This is a genomic window from Streptomyces luteolifulvus, assembly GCF_008806595.1.
In the GTDB taxonomy this organism is placed as follows: Bacteria; Actinomycetota; Actinomycetes; order Streptomycetales; family Streptomycetaceae; genus Streptomyces; species Streptomyces luteolifulvus.
In genome coordinates this window covers 150368-167280 of record NZ_VZRB01000005.1, presented here as the reverse complement: position 1 = coordinate 167280, position 16913 = coordinate 150368, and the positions used below count along the sequence as shown (strand labels likewise).

The following is a 16913-nucleotide window of genomic DNA, read 5'->3' as shown; positions in this document are numbered from 1 at the left end:
TCCGCCGCCGACCGGATGTTGGCCGAGGTACGGTCCTGCGCTCCGCGCCGGGAGCGGGCAGAATCGATCACCCGCTCGGCCTCGACCAGCCCGCAGGGAGCCCTCGTTGGACACCTCGCCCGGCACACCGCACCGCCTGGACCCCGCCGGCGGTTGCCCGCACGCCGCCAATGCCCGGCTGCTCTCCCGGGCCGTCGTCGCCCCGGTCGTCCTGCCCGGTGAGGTCGAGGGGATGGCCGTACTGGGCCATGACGCACTCAGGGATTTCCTCGGCCACCCCGAAGTCGCCAAGGGCGCACGCCACTTCACCGCGTTGCGGGAAGGACACATCGCCGAGGGCTGGCCGCTCAGGACCTTCGCGACCGTGCGGGGCATGACCACCGCCGACGGCGCCGACCACCGGCGGTTGCGGTCGCTGGTGAGCCGCGCGTTCACGGCCCGGCGCGTCGAGGAACTGCGCCCGCGCATCGAGGAGTTGACCGAGTCCCTGCTGGAGGACCTGGGCCGCGCGGCCCAGGCGGGCGGTGGACTCGCCGATCTGCGGCGGCACTTCGCGATGCCGCTGCCCATGGGCGTCATCAGTGAACTGCTCGGTGTCGCCGCCGAATACCGCGAGCGCCTGCACCAGCTGTCCCATCAGGTCGTCGCCACCGACATCGCGCCGAGCAAGGCCGTCGCCGCCAACCGGGAACTGGTCGCGGTCCTCGCCGAGATCGCCGCCGCCCCGGCCCGGCGGCCGGGTGACGACCTCACCAGCGCGCTCATCGCCGCGCGGGACGACGCAGGCGACCGTCTCAGCCAGGAGGAGCTGATCGGCACCCTGGTGCTGATGATCATCGCCGGTCACGAGACCACGCTGAACCTGATCACCAACGCCGTACGCGCGCTGTGCGGCCACCGCGACCAGCTCGGGCTCGTGCTGAAGGGGGAGGCGAGCTGGAGCGACGTCGTCGAGGAGACGCTGCGCTGGGACGCGCCCGTCAGCTACTTCCCCTTCCGGTACCCGGTGCGGGACCTGACGGTCGACGGGACGGTGATACCCGCGGGCACGCCCGTCCTCGCCGGGTACTCCGCCGCCGGACGCGATCCGGCCGCGCACGGCCCGGACGCCGACCGGTTCGACGTCACCCGGCCCGCCCGGCCGGACGCCGTACGGCACCTCTCGCTCGGGCACGGCGCCCACTACTGCCTCGGCGCGCCGCTGGCCCGGCTGGAGGCATGCATCGCGCTGGAGCGGCTGTTCACCCGCTTTCCCGGCCTGGACCTCGCCGTGCCCGAGAGTGAACTTCCCCGTCACTCCAGCTTTGTGGGCAACAGTGTGAGGGCGCTTCCCGTCCGGCCGACTCCCTGAGCCGCACACCTGCCGTACGAAGCCCGGGGCGGCCCTGCCGGGCAGTGGCCGTCGGTGTGGCTCAGGGCCCGGACCCGGGCCGACAACCGATGTTGTGATGTGTGTCACGGAGGGTCTAGGGTGAAGGCGCCCGGGGGACCCGCAGGCGGGTGTGCCGAGTGGCGGCGCGTGACCCGGCCGCCCCGGGCTAGGGAAGTGATCCCGTTGTCCGTCGCCTGGGACGACATCGGCGGTCTCGTCGATGCCCATGAGCGGTTTCTGGCCGGCGCGCGCGTCGACTCGGATGTCCGTGCCCCTGTGCTCGACTCCTGGAAGCGGTGCAGGTACGCGGGGCTCCGCCCGGACCGGCCGGCGGCCCGCTACGCGCCGGATCTCGTGCTGGACCACCGGCTCCTGCCGGCGGCCGATCCGGTCCTGAAGGACCTCAGCGAGTCGTTCGCCGATGTGGGCATGACGGTCGTGTTCTGCGACGCCCGGGGCCGGGTCGTCCAGCGGCTCGGCGGAGCCCCCCGGCTGCGCGACCTGCTCGACGAGGTGCGGTTCGCCCCCGGCTTCGACGCCTCCGAGCCGGTCGTGGGCACCAACGGTGTGGGCACCGCGCTGGCCGAGCGCGGCCCGGTCTACGTCGCCGGGCGCGAGCACTTCGCCGACTGTCTCCAGCCCTTCGCCTGTGCGGGCGCGCCCGTCCGCGACCCGCTCAGCGGGCACATCGAGGCCGTACTCGACCTCACCTGTCTGCGCGACCAGGGCGATCCCACGATGGTGCGGCTGGTCCGCGAGGCCGCCCATGCCATAGAGGCGCGGCTGCTGGAGCAGGCGACGCAGCGGGAGCGGGCGCTTCTCGCCGCGTACCGGCGGGCCGGGCCCCGCGCGGCAGGGCCCCTGACGGAGCCCGAGACCGCGGCGGTGGGCCGGGGGACCAGCCAGGACTGCGGGGAGCTAGGCCGGATCGACCTCGCCCTCCTGCGGGAGAGGGCCGAGGAACTCATCGCCTCCCCGCAGCGCACCCTGGAGGAGGTGACCCTGCCCGGCGGCGGTACCGCCGTCCTGCTGCGCCGCCAGGTGATGGGTGCGGCGGGTGAGACGGGTGTGGTCGTGGAGGTCCGTGTGCTCGGCGGTCCGCGTGTGCCCTGGGACGTGCCGGTCGTGCCGGTGGCCCCGGCCGCCTCTGCGGCGCCCGTGCCGGCCGATGCGGCGCCGGGGACCGTGCCGTTCGTGAGCATCGCCGCCGCACCGGGTGTCGCCCTCCCGTCGCCCCTCTCACCCACCTGGTCGGTGCCCCCTGCGGGACCTGGAGCGGTCGAGGACGGTGACGGGGACGGCCTCGGTGCAGACCGCCGGCTGCTCCTCGTCGGCGAGCCGGGCGTCGGCCGGCTGGCCCTCCTGGCCCGCAGGCGCCTGGAGCTGCTGCACGACGCCGGTGGCAGGATCGGCACCACGCTGGACGTCGCCCGCACCGCGGAGGAACTCGCGGAGGTGGCCGTGCCCCGGTTCGCCGACTTCGCCGCGGTCGACCTGCCGGACTCCGTGCTGCGGGGCGACGAGCCGGGTCCCCTCGGTGCCGAGAGCCCGCTGCGCCGGGTTGCCCTGGGCGCCGTGCACGAGGAGTCCCACCTGTACGGCGTCGGCGACAAGGTCCGCTACCTGCCGTCCACGCCACAGGCCCGCTGCCTGGAGAGCGGAGGGTCGGTGCTCGAACCCGCACTGACCGAGGCGACCGGCTGGACGGCCCAGGATCCGCCGGGGCTGGAACGGGTGCTCTCGGCCGGCATCCACTCCCTGATCACGGTGCCGCTGCGGGCCCGCGGCGCGACCCTCGGCGTGGTGAGCTTCTACCGCTCCGACAAGCCCGCCCCCTTCGAGGACGACGACCTGTCGCTGGCCCAGGAACTGGCCGGACGCGCCGCCGTGTGCATCGACAACGCCCGCCTGTACACCCGCGAGCACAACACCGCCCTCACCCTACAGCGCAGCCTGCTGCCACGGGGCCGGGCCGAGCAGAGCGCCGTCGAGGCCGCCTACCGCTATCTGCCCGCGCAGGCCGGGGTCGGCGGCGACTGGTTCGACGTCATCCCGCTGTCCGGCGCCCGCGTGGCGCTGGTCGTCGGCGACGTGGTCGGCCACGGACTGCACGCCGCCGCCACGATGGGCCGGCTGCGCACCGCGGTGCACAACTTCTGCTCGCTGGACCTGCCCCCCGACGACCTCCTCACCCACCTCGACGATCTGGTCGGACGGCTCGACCGCGGCGAGGGCTGGGAGATGGAGAACGCACCGCCGGACTCCGGAATCGTCGGAGCCACCTGCCTGTACGCCGTCTACGACCCGGTGTCCCGGCACTGCACCCTCACCCGTGCCGGGCACCTGCTCCCCGCGGTCGTACGGCCGGACGGAACGGCGGAGTTCGTCGACCTGCCGTCGGGGCCGCCGCTCGGGCTGGGCGGGATGCCCTTCGAGACGGTCGAACTGGAACTGCCCGAAGGCAGCCAGCTGGTGCTGTACACCGACGGGCTGATCGAGGACCGGCACCAGGACATCGACTCGGGACTGGACCGGCTGCGCTGCGTCCTGGCGCGCGCCGACCGGACACCGGAGGACACCTGTGAGGCGGTCCTGGACGCGCTGCTGCCGGACCGGCCGAGCGACGACGTGGCTCTCCTCGTCGCCCGGACGCACGCCCTGGGGCCCGAGCGGGTCGCGCAGTGGTATCTGCCCAGCGAGCCGATGGTGGTGTCCCGCGCCCGGGCGGCCGTCATCGAGCAGCTCTCCGCCTGGGGCCTGGACGAACTGGCCTTCACCACCGAACTCGTGGCCAGCGAGCTGGTCACCAACGCGATCCGTCACGCGACCGGCCCGGTCCAGCTGCGCCTGATCCGTGACCGCGCGCTGATCTGCGAGGTCTGCGACGGCAGCAGCACCTCGCCCCGGCTGCGACGCGCCAAGTCGGAGGACGAGGGCGGTCGCGGGCTCTTCCTCGTCGCCCAGTTCACCGACCGCTGGGGGACCCGCTACAGCCACGAAGGCAAGATCATCTGGGCGGAGCAGCCCTTGCCGTGAAGGGAGAGCCGTCGCTGCAGCAAATGGGCGTCACGGGCCGCGGCGAACGGCCCGTGACGCCCAGGGTATGCGGAGAGAGCGGCGCTCGGATCAGTGCTGCCAGACCCTCACATAGTCGACCATCATGTCGGCGGGAGTCAGCCTCGGACCGCCGTGCTGATCGCTGACGCCGTTGTTGAGGATCAGGTACATCGGCGCCGACGTGATTCCGGTGGTGATCTGTCCGACCTGCTTTCCGTCGTAGTAGTACGTGACGGAACCCGGCTTCCATTCGGCACCGTAGGTGTGCCATCCGGTGAAATCGCCGGAGGCGCAGCCGCCGGGGCCACCCGCAGGAGAATGGAAGTGGTAGCAGGCCTTGCCGCTCAGCCCTTCCATGACGTCCATTTCACCGTCGGTCGGCCAGTTCTGCCCGTCGGTCCAGAATGCGGGCCAGTTGGCGATCTGGGTGGTGCCGGGGGCGGCGGGCGAGTAGATCCTGGCCTCGAAGGCGCCGTAGGTGAACTCGGCCTTGCCATTGCTCTCGACCAGACCGGAACGGTACGCGTACGTCTGGCCGTTGTTGGCCGTGGTCTGCTGCTGAATGGCCGTGAGGTGCAGCGAGCCGCCGCTGACGCTCACCTGGGACGGGGCATAGGCACCGAGTTCGGCCGAATTGACCGGCTTTGTGATGCATGTGGGGCAGCCCAGCCAGTTCGGGTTCCACTTGGTGGAGTCGAGCGTGGTGCCGCTGAACTCGTCACCGAACACCTGCCGCCAGGTACCCGGGATGCCCAGCGGAGCGCCCGCGCTGCTCGCGGCGGGCTGGGTGGGCGTCGGCGTCGCTGTCGGCGTGGAGCTGCCGGACGTGGCGGTCGGGCTCGGGGTGCTCGGGGCGGGTACCGACGTCGGCGTCGGACTCGTGCTCGCCGTGGGGCTCGGGGACGCGGTTGCGCTGCCGGAGGTGAACGTCTTCACCGGGGAGAGGTTGTGCCACCTGCCGTCGGTCTTGTACGCCACGAAATAGGTGTACGTGCCTTGGGGGAATGTGCGGCTGCCCGAGGTGAAGGTGGTTCCGGCGGGGCGGATTTTCGTCGCGATCGCGCCGGGGAAATCGTAGTTCGTTCTGTCGGCGGAGCGTACCGCGATCGTCAGTGCCTGCACACTCATCGTGCGGGAGGAATGAACCTTCGCGGTCGCCTTGAGCTGGCCGCCTGCTGCCGGCGAAAGCGACAGGGAATCGACGGTCACTTTCGGCGACGTCGATGACGACTGGGTCGCCTGTGCCGTGGTGCCGGCGGCGATGATTCCCGCGGCGATCAGAAGTGGCGCAACCTTGTGGGCCGTGGTGAACCGGCGTCGGCGTCTTTTCGGATTGGTCATGTGCATGTGTGGTGGACCTTTCCCCCCGCGTGTCCGGCAGTGGGTCGCGTCGGGCGACCCCGACCGGACTGGACTTTGCGGGAGGTAATTTCCTGATCGCAACCACCGTTCATGCCGCAGGGGTGGGTTCGGTGGGTCCTCCTGTTCTCAATTGCGTAGGCATCGGGGGACGGTTGAGGGAATCCGGGGCGGCCTTGTGATGTGTGCCATAGCGGATTCCCTTTCCCTCTATAGGGGTTGAAATCGGGCAACCGGCCTAATTGCGAACGGAAGTGGGCCGAGGGGGGCTGGTTCGCCCCTGCTTGACGCCTGGCGGTGGATGTGTCCCTTTATATGCCTGGATGCTGTGGTTCGACAGGCGGCCGGGGCGCGCCGAAGCCGCCTGCCTGATGTGCCGTCAGCTGGTACCCGACCGTGCCTCCGCCTCCTTCGTGATCTCGTCGAACCGCGCGCCCATGGCCGTCGCCAGGGCCTGGGCACCCGACAGCGGGCGCACCATGACAGTCAGTGCGTCGATCTGGCCGTCCTCGTTCACATGGATGAAGTCACAGCCGGACAGCTCGCGGTCGCCCACCCGCGCCGTGAACACCAGCGCGTGGTCGCGGCCGTCGGAGCCGGCGAGCTCGCGCTCGTACCGGAAGTCCTCGAAGACCTGCGCGACAGTGCGCAGGATCGCCGCGGTGATCGCCTTGCCGGCGTACGGCTTGAACACCGCCGGGCTCGTGAAGACGACGTCCTTCGCCAGCAGCGCCTCGACGGCGTCCATGTCCCCGGCCTCGACCGCCTCGCGGAACGCGCGCATGACATCACCCCATAGTCAATTAATTGAATAGGTGCGGATGAGGCTAGTGATCGGCCGTTCCCCTGTCCATAGGTGCTTCGCCGGTGTGACGCGTTCCGCCTAAGCTGGCCCCGATGTTCAGCCCCGAAGGTCCCAGCCTGCGAGAACTCGCCGTCCAAGCGCTGTCGTCGGTCGAGCGCGGCTACGACCTGCTCGCCCCGAAGTTCGATCACACCCCTTTCCGTACGCCCGACTCGGTGCTCACCGCCGTGGCCTCGGCGCTGGAGCGGACGGGGGGGTTCGACGACGGCCTCGACCTGTGCTGCGGGACGGGCGCCGGGGCGGCAGTGCTGGCGAGGGTGTGCCGGCGCAGCGTCACCGGGGTCGACTTCAGTGCCGGCATGCTCGATGTCGCCCGCGTACGCACACCGGTCGCGGGGCCCCGTGTCGCCTGGGTGCGTGCGGACGCCCGTGCCCTGCCGTTCGGGCCCGCGTTCGACCTCGTGGTCAGCTTCGGGGCGTTCGGGCACTTTCTGCCGGGCGAGCTGCCGGGGCTGTTCGCCCAGGTCCACTCCGTGCTGCGGCCCGGCGGACGCTTCGTGTTCCCGGTCCTCGCGCCGCCCCGCCCGTCCTCGCGGGCCTTCTGGATGCTGCTCGGCTTCGATGCCGTGATGCGGCTGCGCAATGCCGTGTGGCGCCCGCGGTTCGTCATGTACTACCGCGCCTCCCGGTTCGGCGATGTGCTGCGGGAGCTGGAGCGCGCCGGATTCCGGGTGGATCTCCAGGTCCTTCCGGAGTTCGGGCGGCGGCCCGACGGCAGTCCGCGAGTGCGGATGGTGGTGGCCCGGCGACCTGCCTAGCCGACCGCGCAGCCGAATCAGAGCCCCATGGGCCCGGACACACCGCCCAGTGCCAGCGCGATCGCGGCGTCCGTTCCCAACTCGCCGCCCTCACGCACCGCTTCGGCGAACGGCGCCTCGCCCAGCAACGCCCGCAGCCGGCGCTCGTACTCCCGGTGGAAGACCGTCGAGCTCGGGTCGCCCAGCTGCGGCAGACCCGCCGAGTGCCAGAGGTTCCTGCTGACGCCGAGGAGACGTGCGGCCAGTTCCTCCTCGCCGTGCGCGGCCTGCGCGGCGACCAGCAGATCGGCCACTGCGGCCGCGCCGAGCCGGTCATGGACCCGCACCTTGGCGGCCAGCGCCTCCCGCGCCGGACCCAGTGCCTCCTCCGCCCGGCCCAGGCCGATCCCGGCCAGCGCGATGAAGAAGTCGCCCCAGGCCCGCATCCACAGCTCGCCGCGCCGGGCACAGTCCGCGCGCAGCCGCTCGGCGACCACCGCGCACCGCTCGAACGCTGCCTGGCTCGCCAGCAGATACGCCTGCAGGGCGAGCGTCAGCAGGTGGTGGAACTCGGCGCCTCCGTCGCCCGCGGGGCTCCGTCCCGCGGTGGTGCCGTACAGGACCGCCGAGCGTGCCGACTCGCCGCGCACGGCCAGACTGGCCCCCGTCAACGGCAGGGCGGACACCGGCAGACGGCGCTCCTCGGCGAGCCACACATAGGCGGCGCTCACCGACTCCGCCGCCTCCAGATCGTCCGGGACGACGGTGACCAGCCGGTGGGCCCACACGGCGCGGGAGTGCTCGGGCCCGCCGCCCTCGGGGGCGCGCCGCAGCGCCCGCTCCAGATAGCCGCGGCCCTCCTCAGCGAAACCGCAGGCGAACCAGAAGTACCAGAGGGAACCGGTGAGTTCGAGCGCGGTCTCGGGTTCCTCCGCCGCCAGGGACGCCTCGATCGACACCCGAAGGTTCGCGTGCTCCGCGGTCAGCCGCTCCGCCCACATGCGCTGTCCGGGGCCGAGCCACTCCGCCTCGCCCTGCCGGGCGACCCACCGGAAGTATTCCCGGTGGCGCCGTCCGACCGCCTCCTCCTCGCCGAGCCCGGTCAGCCACTCGGCGCCGAACGAGCGGACGGTGTCGAGCATGCGGTAGCGCACCGCCGCCCCCTCACCGTCCCGGGTCGTGATGGACTTCTCGGTGAGCGAGGCGAGCAGCGCGAGGATCTCCTCGGCGTCCAGCGGCCCGCCGTGGCAGACGAACTCGGCCGCCTCGACGTCCCAGCCGCCGGCGAACACCGACAGCCTGGCCCACAGCAGCCGTTCCAGCGGGGTGCACAGCTCGTGGCTCCAGCCGATCGCGGTGCGCAGCGTCTGGTGCCGGGCCAGGCGCGGCCGGGCGGGCGAGACCAGCAGGTCGAAGCGGGAGTCGAGCCCCTCCAGAAGCCGGTCGAGGGGAAACCCCCGCAACCGTACGGCGGCCAGTTCCAGGGCGAGCGGCATGCCGTCGAGCCGGGCGCAGACCGCGGCCACATGTGCCCGGTTGGCCTCGGTCAGTGTGAAGGACGGCACCGCCGCGGCGGCACGGGCCGCGAACAGCGCCACGGCGTCGTCGTGTTCACCGAGCGGCAGCGGGGCCACCGCCAGCAGATGTTCGCCGGGGACGCCCAGCGGCTGCCGGCTGGTGGCCAGGACATGCAACTCGGGGACGTGCGCGAGGAGTTCCTGCACCACCCTTGCGCACTCGTCCAGGACGTGCTCGCATGTGTCGAGGAGCAGGAGGAGCGGTGCCCCGGCGAGGTGCTCGCAGACCGCGTCGAGCAGCGGTCGCAGCGTCTGCTCCGTGAGCCGGGTCGCCTGTGCCACCGCGTTGGCCAGCAGGTCGGCGTCCCTGAGCTCCGACAGCTCCACCAGCCACGCACCGCCCGGGAACTCGTCCTTGGCGGCATGCGCGGCCCGCAGCGCCAGCCGGGACTTGCCCACACCCCCGGGCCCCGTCAGTGTCACCAGCCGCTCGGTCCCCAACAGTCCTGAGATCTCGGCGAGTTCGAGCCGTCGGCCGATGAACGCGTTCGCCTCGGCGGGGAGGTTGCCGATCCTGCCGCCGTGCACTGAGGCCGCCATCGTCCCCCCTCACCCGGAACCGATGGCGGCACCCTAACCCCTCACACGAGTCCCGCTCCCGGCGTAGCGTGGATGCGGTCGGCACACCCAGGGAGGTGCGGGCATGTCCGTCGCACCCGCTGTGAGAACCGTGGGACAGATGCGTCATGGCGACCATCTGCTCCTCGGCTACGACACGGACGAGGAACGCGAGACCGTCCTCGCCGCGTTCCTGCTCGACGGCCTGGACAGCGGCCATCGCGGACTGCTGCTGCCGCCCGTGGAGATCCCGGCGGGCCTTGCCCTGTCCTTCCTGGAGGCGCACGGCTGCCGGGTCGACGAGGAGATCGTGGCCGGCCGGCTGCGCGTCGACGCGCACCTCGCGGGACCGGAGGGGCTGTGGGACCTGGACGAGGTGGTCCGCAGCGAGGCGCGCCGCGCGGTCGGCGACGGGTTTCTCGGCCTGCGCGTGTGCGCGGAGATCCCGCGCGCCGGGGCCGGAGAAGGACTCAAGACACTGCACGACAGCGAGCTCCTGCTCGACCCCGTGTTCGCCTCCCTGCCCGTGCTCGGCATCTGCCAGTACGACCGCCGGATCTTCGACGAGAGCGAACTCGCCCCGCTGGACGGCCTGCACCACGGCCGGGCCGTCGCCGACCCTGTCTGGCGCGACGGCATCCTCGCCATCACCCGCACCTTCGCGCCCCCGGGCCTCGCCCTGGCCGGCGAGGTCGACGACACGAACGTCACGGCCTTCGCCCGTGCCGTGCACGCGGAGACGGCCCGCGCACGCACCCGTCCCACCGTCCACGCCCGCCTCGACCTGCGCGACCTGCACTTCATCGATGTCGGCGCGCTGCGCCTGCTGGTGTTCTCGGCGCTCGGTCTGAGTGCGGCCGGCGGCACCCTTGTGCTGACCGGCGTCGCCCCTCATGTCCGGCGGCTGATGCGGGTGACCGGCTGGGACCGGGTGCCCGGGCTGCTCATCGAGCCGGCGGAGCCGACTCGTTGACCCCTGGTGAGTCCCGGCGGCAGCGGGGCGCACCCCCGGCGCCCGTTGCGGTCAGTCCGTCCCCGGCAGCGTGAACTCGTAGACCAGCGCGTCCTGCTGGGCGTCCACGACCAGGTCGGTGACCTCCAGCGGCCGGGCGTACTGGTCGTGGACGCGCCGGGTGACCCGTACCGACGGCACGTCGGCGAGCGGGGTGATCGCGTCCCGGTGGTGCAGGGTGAGACCCGCCCGGCGCATCCAGTCGTAGACCCGCCGCAGCTCTGCCTCGGCCTCGCCGTCGGCGCGGTCGCGGTACCGGCCCAGTTCCTCCACCTCGGCAAGGGCCACGGCGGAGAAGGACGTCACGGCGCTGCGCCGGCCCCGCCCGTCGGCGCCCGCGGACTCGTAGCGGTGCACCAGGGTCGGCCGGTGCGGGGCCAGCCCGAGGACCTGGGCGTGCTCCGGCGGCGGGGTCTCCCAGGTGACGGTGGCCCGGTCGGCGCCGGGGTCCGCGTCCCGGGCGCCGACCGGGAAGGCGAGCGAGGCCGGGGTCTCGACCGGCAGGCCGGGCAGGGTGGCGTGACTGCCGCGTCGGTCCGTGGTGATCAGACCGTCGTGCCGCAGTACGTCGAGGGCCTGCCGTACGGTCGCCCTGCTGACCCCGAAGTGCTCCGCCAACTGCCGTTCGCCCGGCAGGCGTTCCCCGGGCGGGATGGTTCCGTCGCGCAGTTCCCCGAGCAACTCCCTGGCGATCCGCCAGTAGAACGGCTCCTCGGGGAGCGGGTGGTCATGGGTGGTGCGGGCCATGCCGCGCCTCCTGTTGGTGACGTGCGGTAGTCGTGCGGACTCGGTGCGCCACCAGATCTAGCATTGGTCTAAACCATCAGGGAAGGGTGGCCCGACAGTTCGGCCGAAACCGGATCCGCTGCATTCTGCGCGCATCCCAGTGATGCCCGTGCCTTCGGGGCGGCCGGACACCAGGAGCCGCCGAGGCCTTCGTGACCGAAAGCCCGCGGGTCGGGCCCGTACGGACCCGTCAGACGCGCGACCGCAGCCACTGCAGCTTGGCCGCCTGCTGGTAAGGCCCGCCGCCCTCGTGGTCGTTGAAGTCGTAGACCTCGATCGTCTTGTCGTCGTGCGTCCAGGCGTTGAAGGCCGCGAAGACGGTGGAGGGCGGGCAGGTCTGGTCCTCCAGGGCCGCGGAGAACAGCGCGGGTGCCCGGCCGCGCGCCGCGAAGTGCACACCGTCGAAGTAGGAAAGGGTGCGCAGGGCCTGCTCGGTGCGGCCCCGGTGCGTCTTGAGGTAGTTGCCGATCTCCCGGTACGGGTGCCGGTCCGTGAGCGTCGCCGCGCGCGGATAGTCGCACAGGAACGGCACGTCCGGAGCGACCGCCGCGAGATCCGGGACGAGCCCGCCCACCGCGATCGAGATGCCGCCGCCCTGGCTCGCCCCGACGGCCACCGTGCGCGCGGGATCGGCCAGCGGATGCGAACGGGCCGCCTCCACCGCACGCACCCCGTCCGTGAACACCCGGCGGTAGTAGTAGTTCTCGGGAGCGTCGATGCCCCGGGTCATGAAACCGGGGAACGCGGGCGCGCCGCCCACCGGGTCGGCGGTCCCGCCTCCACCGCCCCAGGCGCTGCCCTGGCCGCGGGTGTCCATGACGAAGTGCGCCCGCCCCGTGGACGCCCACAGCAGATGCTCGTGCGGCAGTCCGCGCCCGCCGCCGTACCCCACGAACTCCACGACCACCGGCACCGGCGCGGCGACCTCGGCGGGCAGCGTGAACCAGCCCTTCACGGGGTGACCGCCGAACCCGGCGAAGGTCACGTCGTACACCCGAACCGTCGTCAGTCCCGTGTCGACCGGTTCGAAGTGGGCGTTCAGGTCGTGCTCGCGCGCTTCCTGAAGCGTCTTGGACCAGAACGCGTCGAAGTCCTCGGGCTCGGCGGACTCGCTGCGGTACTCGCGGAGCTCGTCGATCGGAAGGTCGAACAGGGCCATGGAGAACCGCCTTTGCGGAGATCGAGTACGGATGATCACACCGTACGTGGACGGTCGGGCCACTCGCCAGGGCGCCCGCTGCGGGCCCGTCTGCGAGAGCACACCTTGGCCGATCAGCGTGGTCGGCACGGCCGGGACGGCCGAGAAACGCCCGTCACGCCCGACGGCGTGTCCACCGTGGCTCGGTGAAGGCCCACTCGCGTTCCCACTCGGCCAGCCGGTGCCGGACGGCCACGGCACGTACGGCGGACTGCCCGAGCAGGACCACCGCCGCCGCGCCTCCCGCCGCGCACGCGCCGATCGTGACGGTGTGCTGCCAGACCGCGGTCTCGTCGGGCGGTGGGGGCACACTCCGGTCCCGGGAGTCGAACCACACGACCACCCTGTCACCCCGGTGCGTACCCGCCGGAACACTCGCCGTGGCCGTCCGCGCACCGGTGCCGGGCTCGGTCCAGCGCACGGTCACCCGGTACGAGTGCTCCCGGCCGCTCACCGACGGCAGCGTGTCGGGGGTCCTGCCGACGACCTCGGCCCGCACCCGGTGGTGCTCGGCGCGCTGTGCCGCCGCCACGGCGCGCGCGTCGTCATGGGCCCACCAGCCTGCGACCGCCCCGGCCAGCGGAGCGCCCACCAGCAGCAACAGCGTGACGGCCAGCACCGTCCACGCCTCGACGACATCCGACCGGCGCCGCAGCGGATTGCGCCGCCAGCGCCAGCCGCGCACCCGGGTTCGCATGTCGACCTCCGCACCGCGCACGCCTGCGAGTGCTCGCACAGATTCAGTATCCGTCCGCAGTCATCGTTCACCAACGGGCGTACAGAACCGCCCGACGGCGTTTTCCACCGCCGGACAGGAGTGCCCGGCGGCGCCGCGGTGAAACGCCGGGCACTCAGCCGCAACGGCCTCGGGCATACGGCGGGACGGCGCCCTCGGTGCTGGCCATGACGTGGCGCGCGGCCGGGCGGTCGGCCCTGGCGCGGCCGCGTGCAGGTGTAGGGTGGCCGTCCGGCTGCGGACCGCCCCAGCCCCCGAGTCCGAGGAGGTGAGACCCATTACCGCTGTGTCAGGTCGGGTGCTCTCACCTCACGTCGGCGCGGCTCACCGGCAGTAGGTGTCCGCGAGAGCGCCCTTCGGCTCCCGAAAGGCTCTCGGCTTCCATGCCTCCACTTTCTCCCCCGTCGCCCTCGTCGCCCTCCTCACCCCCGTCGCTCCCGTCCCATGAACGGGTCGTCGCCGCGCTGCGTGCCGCCGGCTGTGTCTTCGCCGAGGACGAGGCGCGGTTGATCCTGGCCGCCGCCCGCACCCCGGACGAGCTGACCGCCCTGGTGGACCGCCGGGTGACCGGCGAGCCCCTCGAACTCGTGCTGGGCTGGGCCGAGTTCCACGGGCTGCGGATCGCGGTGGCCCCCGGTGTGTTCGTGCCCCGCCGCCGCACCGAGTTCCTCGTTGAACAGGCCCTCGCCCTGGCTTCGGACGCGTCCGTCGTCGTGGACCTGTGCTGCGGCTCCGGCGCCGTCTGTGCCGCGCTGGCCGCCGCTCTCGGCTCCGTCGAACTGCACGCGGCCGACGTCGACCCGGTCGCCGTGCGCTGCGCCGACCGTAATGTCGCCGCCGTCGGCGGGCATGTCCACCGGGGTGACCTCTTCGAGGCGTTGCCCGCCCGGCTGCGCGGCCGTGTGGACATCCTGGCGGCCAATGTGCCGTACGTCCCCACCGCCGAAGTCGGACTGTTGCCGGCCGAGGCACGCGATCACGAGCCCCGGGCCGCCCTCGACGGCGGCACGGACGGCCTGGACGTTCTGCGCAGGGTCGCCGCCGAGGCACCCCGCTGGCTCGCTCCCGGCGGCCGTCTGCTGGTCGAGACGAGCGAACGCCAGGCGGATGCCGCCCTCGACGCCTTCACCCGCAGCGGGCTGACGGCACGTCTGGCCGTCTCCGAGGAGCTCTGCACCAACGTCGTCATCGGCGCCATGCCCCCCAACGGCGCCTGACCGCTGCCTTGTTGAGGACGCTCCGACCCCGGGGCACGGAATCCGTGAACGCGGTCAGGCCGTTGCGCCGCTGTCCTGCGGGCTCGCCGAGGGGTCGGGGCCGCGCCAGTCCCGGGGGCCGTGGCCGGGGAGCCGGTCGCGCCAGTCGTCGTCCGGGCTGTCCGGGCCCTTGTCCTTCCAGGTGCCCGAAAGGACGTGTGTGGCGGTCCTGGTGCCGTCGTCGGAGCGGGAGCCGACGAGGTACGCCGTCTCGCCCTTGGTGAGCGCGTCCGCCCCGCTGTCCGGCGTGCCGTCGCCGAACACGCGGGTGTCCGCGGACACGGTCCACGTCCATGAGGCCCCGTCCTCGCTCTTGACGGTGACCTGGTCGCCGTCCGCCTTCTCGACGGTGCCCCGCTGCCAGATCCGTACCACCCACTCACCGGTGTCACGATCCTTCACGGTCGCCTCGCCATGGACGCCGGCGCCGCCGAAGCCGAACCACATGCCGTGGCCGTGCCGTTCACCGGGGCCGCCCGGTGACGGTGATGCGGAGCCGGAGGCCGCCGGCCCGGGCCCGCCGCCCGAGCCGCCCGAACTCGCGGCGTAGGCCACGCCGCCGACGGCCAGCACGACGACCGTGGCCGCCGCGGCCACCGCCCGCGCCCGGACGGACCGGCGTCGCCACAGCTGCCTCAGGCCCGGGCCCGGCGAGCCTCCAGGACCTGTGATCACCTCCCGGTCCGTGTCCGGGTGCGGAACGGACGGCGGGTCGGAGGGCCGGGCGGTCGGCTCGCCGCCCACGTTGCTTTCCTGGTGCGGATCGTCGGTCATCGAGGCTCTCCTTCGTGGATACCCCGGCCTTCAGGCCGGGGAGGAAACGAAGCTCCTGCGGAGCAGGGCAGAACAGTCGAATCGCCGGCAGGGCGATTCGGCGTCCACCGTCCACCGGTCGACACCCTTGGCTCACACGGAATCTGATAGGGTGTGAGGCATGACGCAGCAGGTCAAGCGGGCTTTCAAGTACCGCTTTTACCCCACGGACGAGCAGGCAGCGGAGCTGTCCCGCACGTTCGGCTGCGTCCGCCTCGTCTACAACAAGGCGCTGGAGCAGCGCACACGAGCCTGGTACGGCGAGCAGCGACGGATCTCCTACGTGCAGTCGTCCGCAGCGCTGACGCAGTGGAAGAAGACCGGGGAACTCGCCTTCCTTTCGGAGGTGTCCTCCGTCCCGCTCCAGCAGGCGCTGCGTCATCTTCAGACGGCGTTCGCCAACTTCTTCGCCAAGAGGGCCAAATACCCCCGCTACAAGTCGCGGAAGAAGTCCCGCGCGTCGGCCGAGTACACCCGCAGCGCCTTCACGTGGCGCGACGGGAAACTGACGCTGGCGAAGATGACGGATCCCCTGGATGTCCGCTGGTCGCGTCCGCTCCCACGGGGTGCGCAGCCCACAACGGTCACCGTGTCCCGTGACAGCGCGGGCCGCTGGTTCGTGTCCCTGCTGTGCCAGGACACCATCGCCCCGGCCCCCGCCACCGATGCGACTGTCGGCCTGGACGCCGGGATCACCTCCCTCGTGACGCTGTCCTGGTCGCGTCCGCTCCCACGGGGTGCGCAGCCCACAACGGTCACCGTGTCCCGTGACAGCGCGGGCCGCTGGTTCGTGTCCCTGCTGTGCCAGGACACCATCGCCCCGGCCCCCGCCACCGATGCGACTGTCGGCCTGGACGCCGGGATCACCTCCCTCGTGACGCTGTCCACCGGGGAGAAGGTCGCCAACCCCAAGCACGAGCGCCGTGACCGCGCCCGGCTGGCTCGCGCGCAGCGGGATCTGTCGCGCAAGGCGAAGGGCTCGGCGAACCGGGAGAAAGCCCGGCGTCGCGTCGCCCAGGTCCACGCGCGGATCGCCGACCGGCGCCGCGACTTCCTGCACAAGCTGACCACTCGACTCGTCCGTGAGAACCAAACGGTCGTGATCGAGGACCTCACCGTCCGCAACCTGCTGAAGAACGGCACGCTTGCGCGCGCCATCTCCGACGCGGCCTGGACGGACCTGCGCATGATGCTGGAGTACAAGTGCGCCTGGTACGGGCGCACACTCGTCGTGATCGACCGCTGGTTCCCCTCCAGCAAGCTGTGCGGGGCCTGCGGCACGGTCGCGGCGAAGCTGCCGCTGAACGTCCGCGAGTGGACGTGTGACTGCGGCAGCGTGCACGACCGCGACGTGAACGCGGCACGTAACATCCTGGCCGCCGGGCTGGCGGCGTCTGCCTGTGGAGACGGTGTAAGACCTCAACGGGAGTCCTCCCGGACGGGGCAGTCGTCGGTGAAGCAGGAACCCCAGCGGGCGACCGCTGGAATCCCCCGCCCTTAGGCGGGAGAGGAAGTCAAGGCTCGCTCCCATCGGCCCACGGCGCCCGGCATCTCTCTGCCATGCCTACTGTGATTGTGGGATGCGGC

General features: G+C 72.1%; 14 protein-coding genes. 7 read left to right on the top strand and 7 right to left on the bottom strand.

Annotated elements, in window-relative coordinates; translation table 11 throughout:
- Positions 1-106 precede the first annotated feature (106 nt).
- Together F7R91_RS09605 and F7R91_RS09600 are read left to right on the top strand one after the other, a co-directional pair.
- On the top strand, positions 107-1351 hold the full coding sequence (locus tag F7R91_RS09605) for a cytochrome P450 family protein (RefSeq protein ID WP_150946569.1): 1245 nt from the start codon (positions 107-109) through the stop codon (positions 1349-1351).
- Between the two features lie 195 nt (positions 1352-1546).
- Positions 1547-4408 carry a SpoIIE family protein phosphatase gene (locus tag F7R91_RS09600; protein WP_150946567.1) on the top strand — a complete coding sequence of 954 codons (2862 nt, stop codon included), beginning with the start codon at positions 1547-1549 and terminating at the stop codon, positions 4406-4408.
- Between the two features lie 90 nt (positions 4409-4498).
- Here the strand turns inward: F7R91_RS09600 and F7R91_RS41945 are convergent, their stop codons facing one another.
- On the bottom strand, positions 4499-5158 hold the full coding sequence (locus tag F7R91_RS41945; protein ID WP_191971419.1) for a glycoside hydrolase family 16 protein: 660 nt from the start codon (positions 5156-5158) through the stop codon (positions 4499-4501).
- A gap of 19 nt (positions 5159-5177) precedes the next feature.
- Between F7R91_RS41945 and F7R91_RS41940 the strand changes: the two genes are divergently transcribed.
- Positions 5178-5414 carry a hypothetical protein gene (locus tag F7R91_RS41940; protein ID WP_191971418.1) on the top strand — a complete coding sequence of 79 codons (237 nt, stop codon included), beginning with the start codon at positions 5178-5180 and terminating at the stop codon, positions 5412-5414.
- A 753-nt stretch (positions 5415-6167) separates the two neighbouring features.
- On the opposite strand, the gene F7R91_RS09590 is transcribed toward F7R91_RS41940, so the two are convergent.
- Positions 6168-6572 carry a nuclear transport factor 2 family protein gene (locus tag F7R91_RS09590; protein WP_150946562.1) on the bottom strand — a complete coding sequence of 135 codons (405 nt, stop codon included), beginning with the start codon at positions 6570-6572 and terminating at the stop codon, positions 6168-6170.
- Between the two features lie 113 nt (positions 6573-6685).
- Here F7R91_RS09590 and F7R91_RS09585 point away from each other — a divergent pair, with 113 nt between their 5' ends.
- Positions 6686-7411, top strand: a complete 726-nt coding sequence (locus tag F7R91_RS09585) for a class I SAM-dependent methyltransferase (protein ID WP_150946560.1) — start codon at positions 6686-6688, stop codon at positions 7409-7411.
- A 17-nt stretch (positions 7412-7428) separates the two neighbouring features.
- On the opposite strand, the gene F7R91_RS09580 is transcribed toward F7R91_RS09585, so the two are convergent.
- Entirely contained in the window at positions 7429-9507 is a 2079-nt protein-coding gene (locus F7R91_RS09580) for an ATP-binding protein (protein ID WP_150946558.1), read from the bottom strand.
- Between the two features lie 103 nt (positions 9508-9610).
- Here F7R91_RS09580 and F7R91_RS09575 point away from each other — a divergent pair, with 103 nt between their 5' ends.
- Positions 9611-10498 (top strand): MEDS domain-containing protein, encoded by an 888-nt coding sequence (locus F7R91_RS09575; RefSeq protein WP_150946557.1) that lies wholly within the window; start codon positions 9611-9613, stop codon positions 10496-10498.
- Positions 10499-10549: 51 nt separating this feature from the next.
- On the opposite strand, the gene F7R91_RS09570 is transcribed toward F7R91_RS09575, so the two are convergent.
- From F7R91_RS09570 to F7R91_RS09560, 3 genes are all read right to left on the bottom strand, one after another.
- Positions 10550-11284: a GntR family transcriptional regulator gene (locus F7R91_RS09570; protein WP_150946555.1), complete on the bottom strand. Its 735-nt coding sequence runs from the start codon at positions 11282-11284 to the stop codon at positions 10550-10552.
- 229 nt (positions 11285-11513) lie between these two features.
- On the bottom strand, positions 11514-12482 hold the full coding sequence (locus F7R91_RS09565; protein WP_150946553.1) for an acetylxylan esterase: 969 nt from the start codon (positions 12480-12482) through the stop codon (positions 11514-11516).
- Between the two features lie 154 nt (positions 12483-12636).
- The gene (locus F7R91_RS09560) at positions 12637-13218 is read right to left on the bottom strand and encodes an Rv1733c family protein (RefSeq protein ID WP_150946871.1); all 582 of its coding nucleotides are present in this window, start codon (positions 13216-13218) and stop codon (positions 12637-12639) included.
- Positions 13219-13640: 422 nt separating this feature from the next.
- Here F7R91_RS09560 and F7R91_RS09555 point away from each other — a divergent pair, with 422 nt between their 5' ends.
- The gene (locus F7R91_RS09555) at positions 13641-14474 is read left to right on the top strand and encodes a putative protein N(5)-glutamine methyltransferase (RefSeq protein WP_150946551.1); all 834 of its coding nucleotides are present in this window, start codon (positions 13641-13643) and stop codon (positions 14472-14474) included.
- Positions 14475-14528: 54 nt separating this feature from the next.
- On the opposite strand, the gene F7R91_RS09550 is transcribed toward F7R91_RS09555, so the two are convergent.
- Positions 14529-15287, bottom strand: coding sequence for a hypothetical protein (locus tag F7R91_RS09550; protein ID WP_191971417.1), 759 nt, complete (start codon positions 15285-15287; stop codon positions 14529-14531).
- Positions 15288-15447: 160 nt separating this feature from the next.
- On the opposite strand from F7R91_RS09550, the gene F7R91_RS09545 reads away from it, so the two are divergent.
- Positions 15448-16827 carry an RNA-guided endonuclease InsQ/TnpB family protein gene (locus F7R91_RS09545; protein ID WP_150946549.1) on the top strand — a complete coding sequence of 460 codons (1380 nt, stop codon included), beginning with the start codon at positions 15448-15450 and terminating at the stop codon, positions 16825-16827.
- Positions 16828-16913: the final 86 nt, after the last annotated feature.

What these genes read in the sequence shown, in the direction of transcription:
- F7R91_RS09585 (WP_150946560.1), top strand. Translation starts at nt 6,686, where the DNA reads ATGTTCAGCCCCGAAGGTCCCAGCCTGCGAGAACTCGCCGTCCAAGCG.
- F7R91_RS09590 (WP_150946562.1), bottom strand. Translation starts at nt 6,572, where the DNA reads ATGCGCGCGTTCCGCGAGGCGGTCGAGGCCGGGGACATGGACGCCGTC.
- F7R91_RS09545 (WP_150946549.1), top strand. Translation starts at nt 15,448, where the DNA reads ATGACGCAGCAGGTCAAGCGGGCTTTCAAGTACCGCTTTTACCCCACG.
- F7R91_RS09560 (WP_150946871.1), bottom strand. Translation starts at nt 13,218, where the DNA reads ATGCGAACCCGGGTGCGCGGCTGGCGCTGGCGGCGCAATCCGCTGCGG.
- F7R91_RS09580 (WP_150946558.1), bottom strand. Translation starts at nt 9,507, where the DNA reads ATGGCGGCCTCAGTGCACGGCGGCAGGATCGGCAACCTCCCCGCCGAG.
- F7R91_RS41940 (WP_191971418.1), top strand. Translation starts at nt 5,178, where the DNA reads ATGCCCAGCGGAGCGCCCGCGCTGCTCGCGGCGGGCTGGGTGGGCGTC.
- F7R91_RS09555 (WP_150946551.1), top strand. Translation starts at nt 13,641, where the DNA reads ATGCCTCCACTTTCTCCCCCGTCGCCCTCGTCGCCCTCCTCACCCCCG.
- F7R91_RS09575 (WP_150946557.1), top strand. Translation starts at nt 9,611, where the DNA reads ATGTCCGTCGCACCCGCTGTGAGAACCGTGGGACAGATGCGTCATGGC.
- F7R91_RS09565 (WP_150946553.1), bottom strand. Translation starts at nt 12,482, where the DNA reads ATGGCCCTGTTCGACCTTCCGATCGACGAGCTCCGCGAGTACCGCAGC.
- F7R91_RS09570 (WP_150946555.1), bottom strand. Translation starts at nt 11,284, where the DNA reads ATGGCCCGCACCACCCATGACCACCCGCTCCCCGAGGAGCCGTTCTAC.
- F7R91_RS09550 (WP_191971417.1), bottom strand. Translation starts at nt 15,287, where the DNA reads ATGACCGACGATCCGCACCAGGAAAGCAACGTGGGCGGCGAGCCGACC.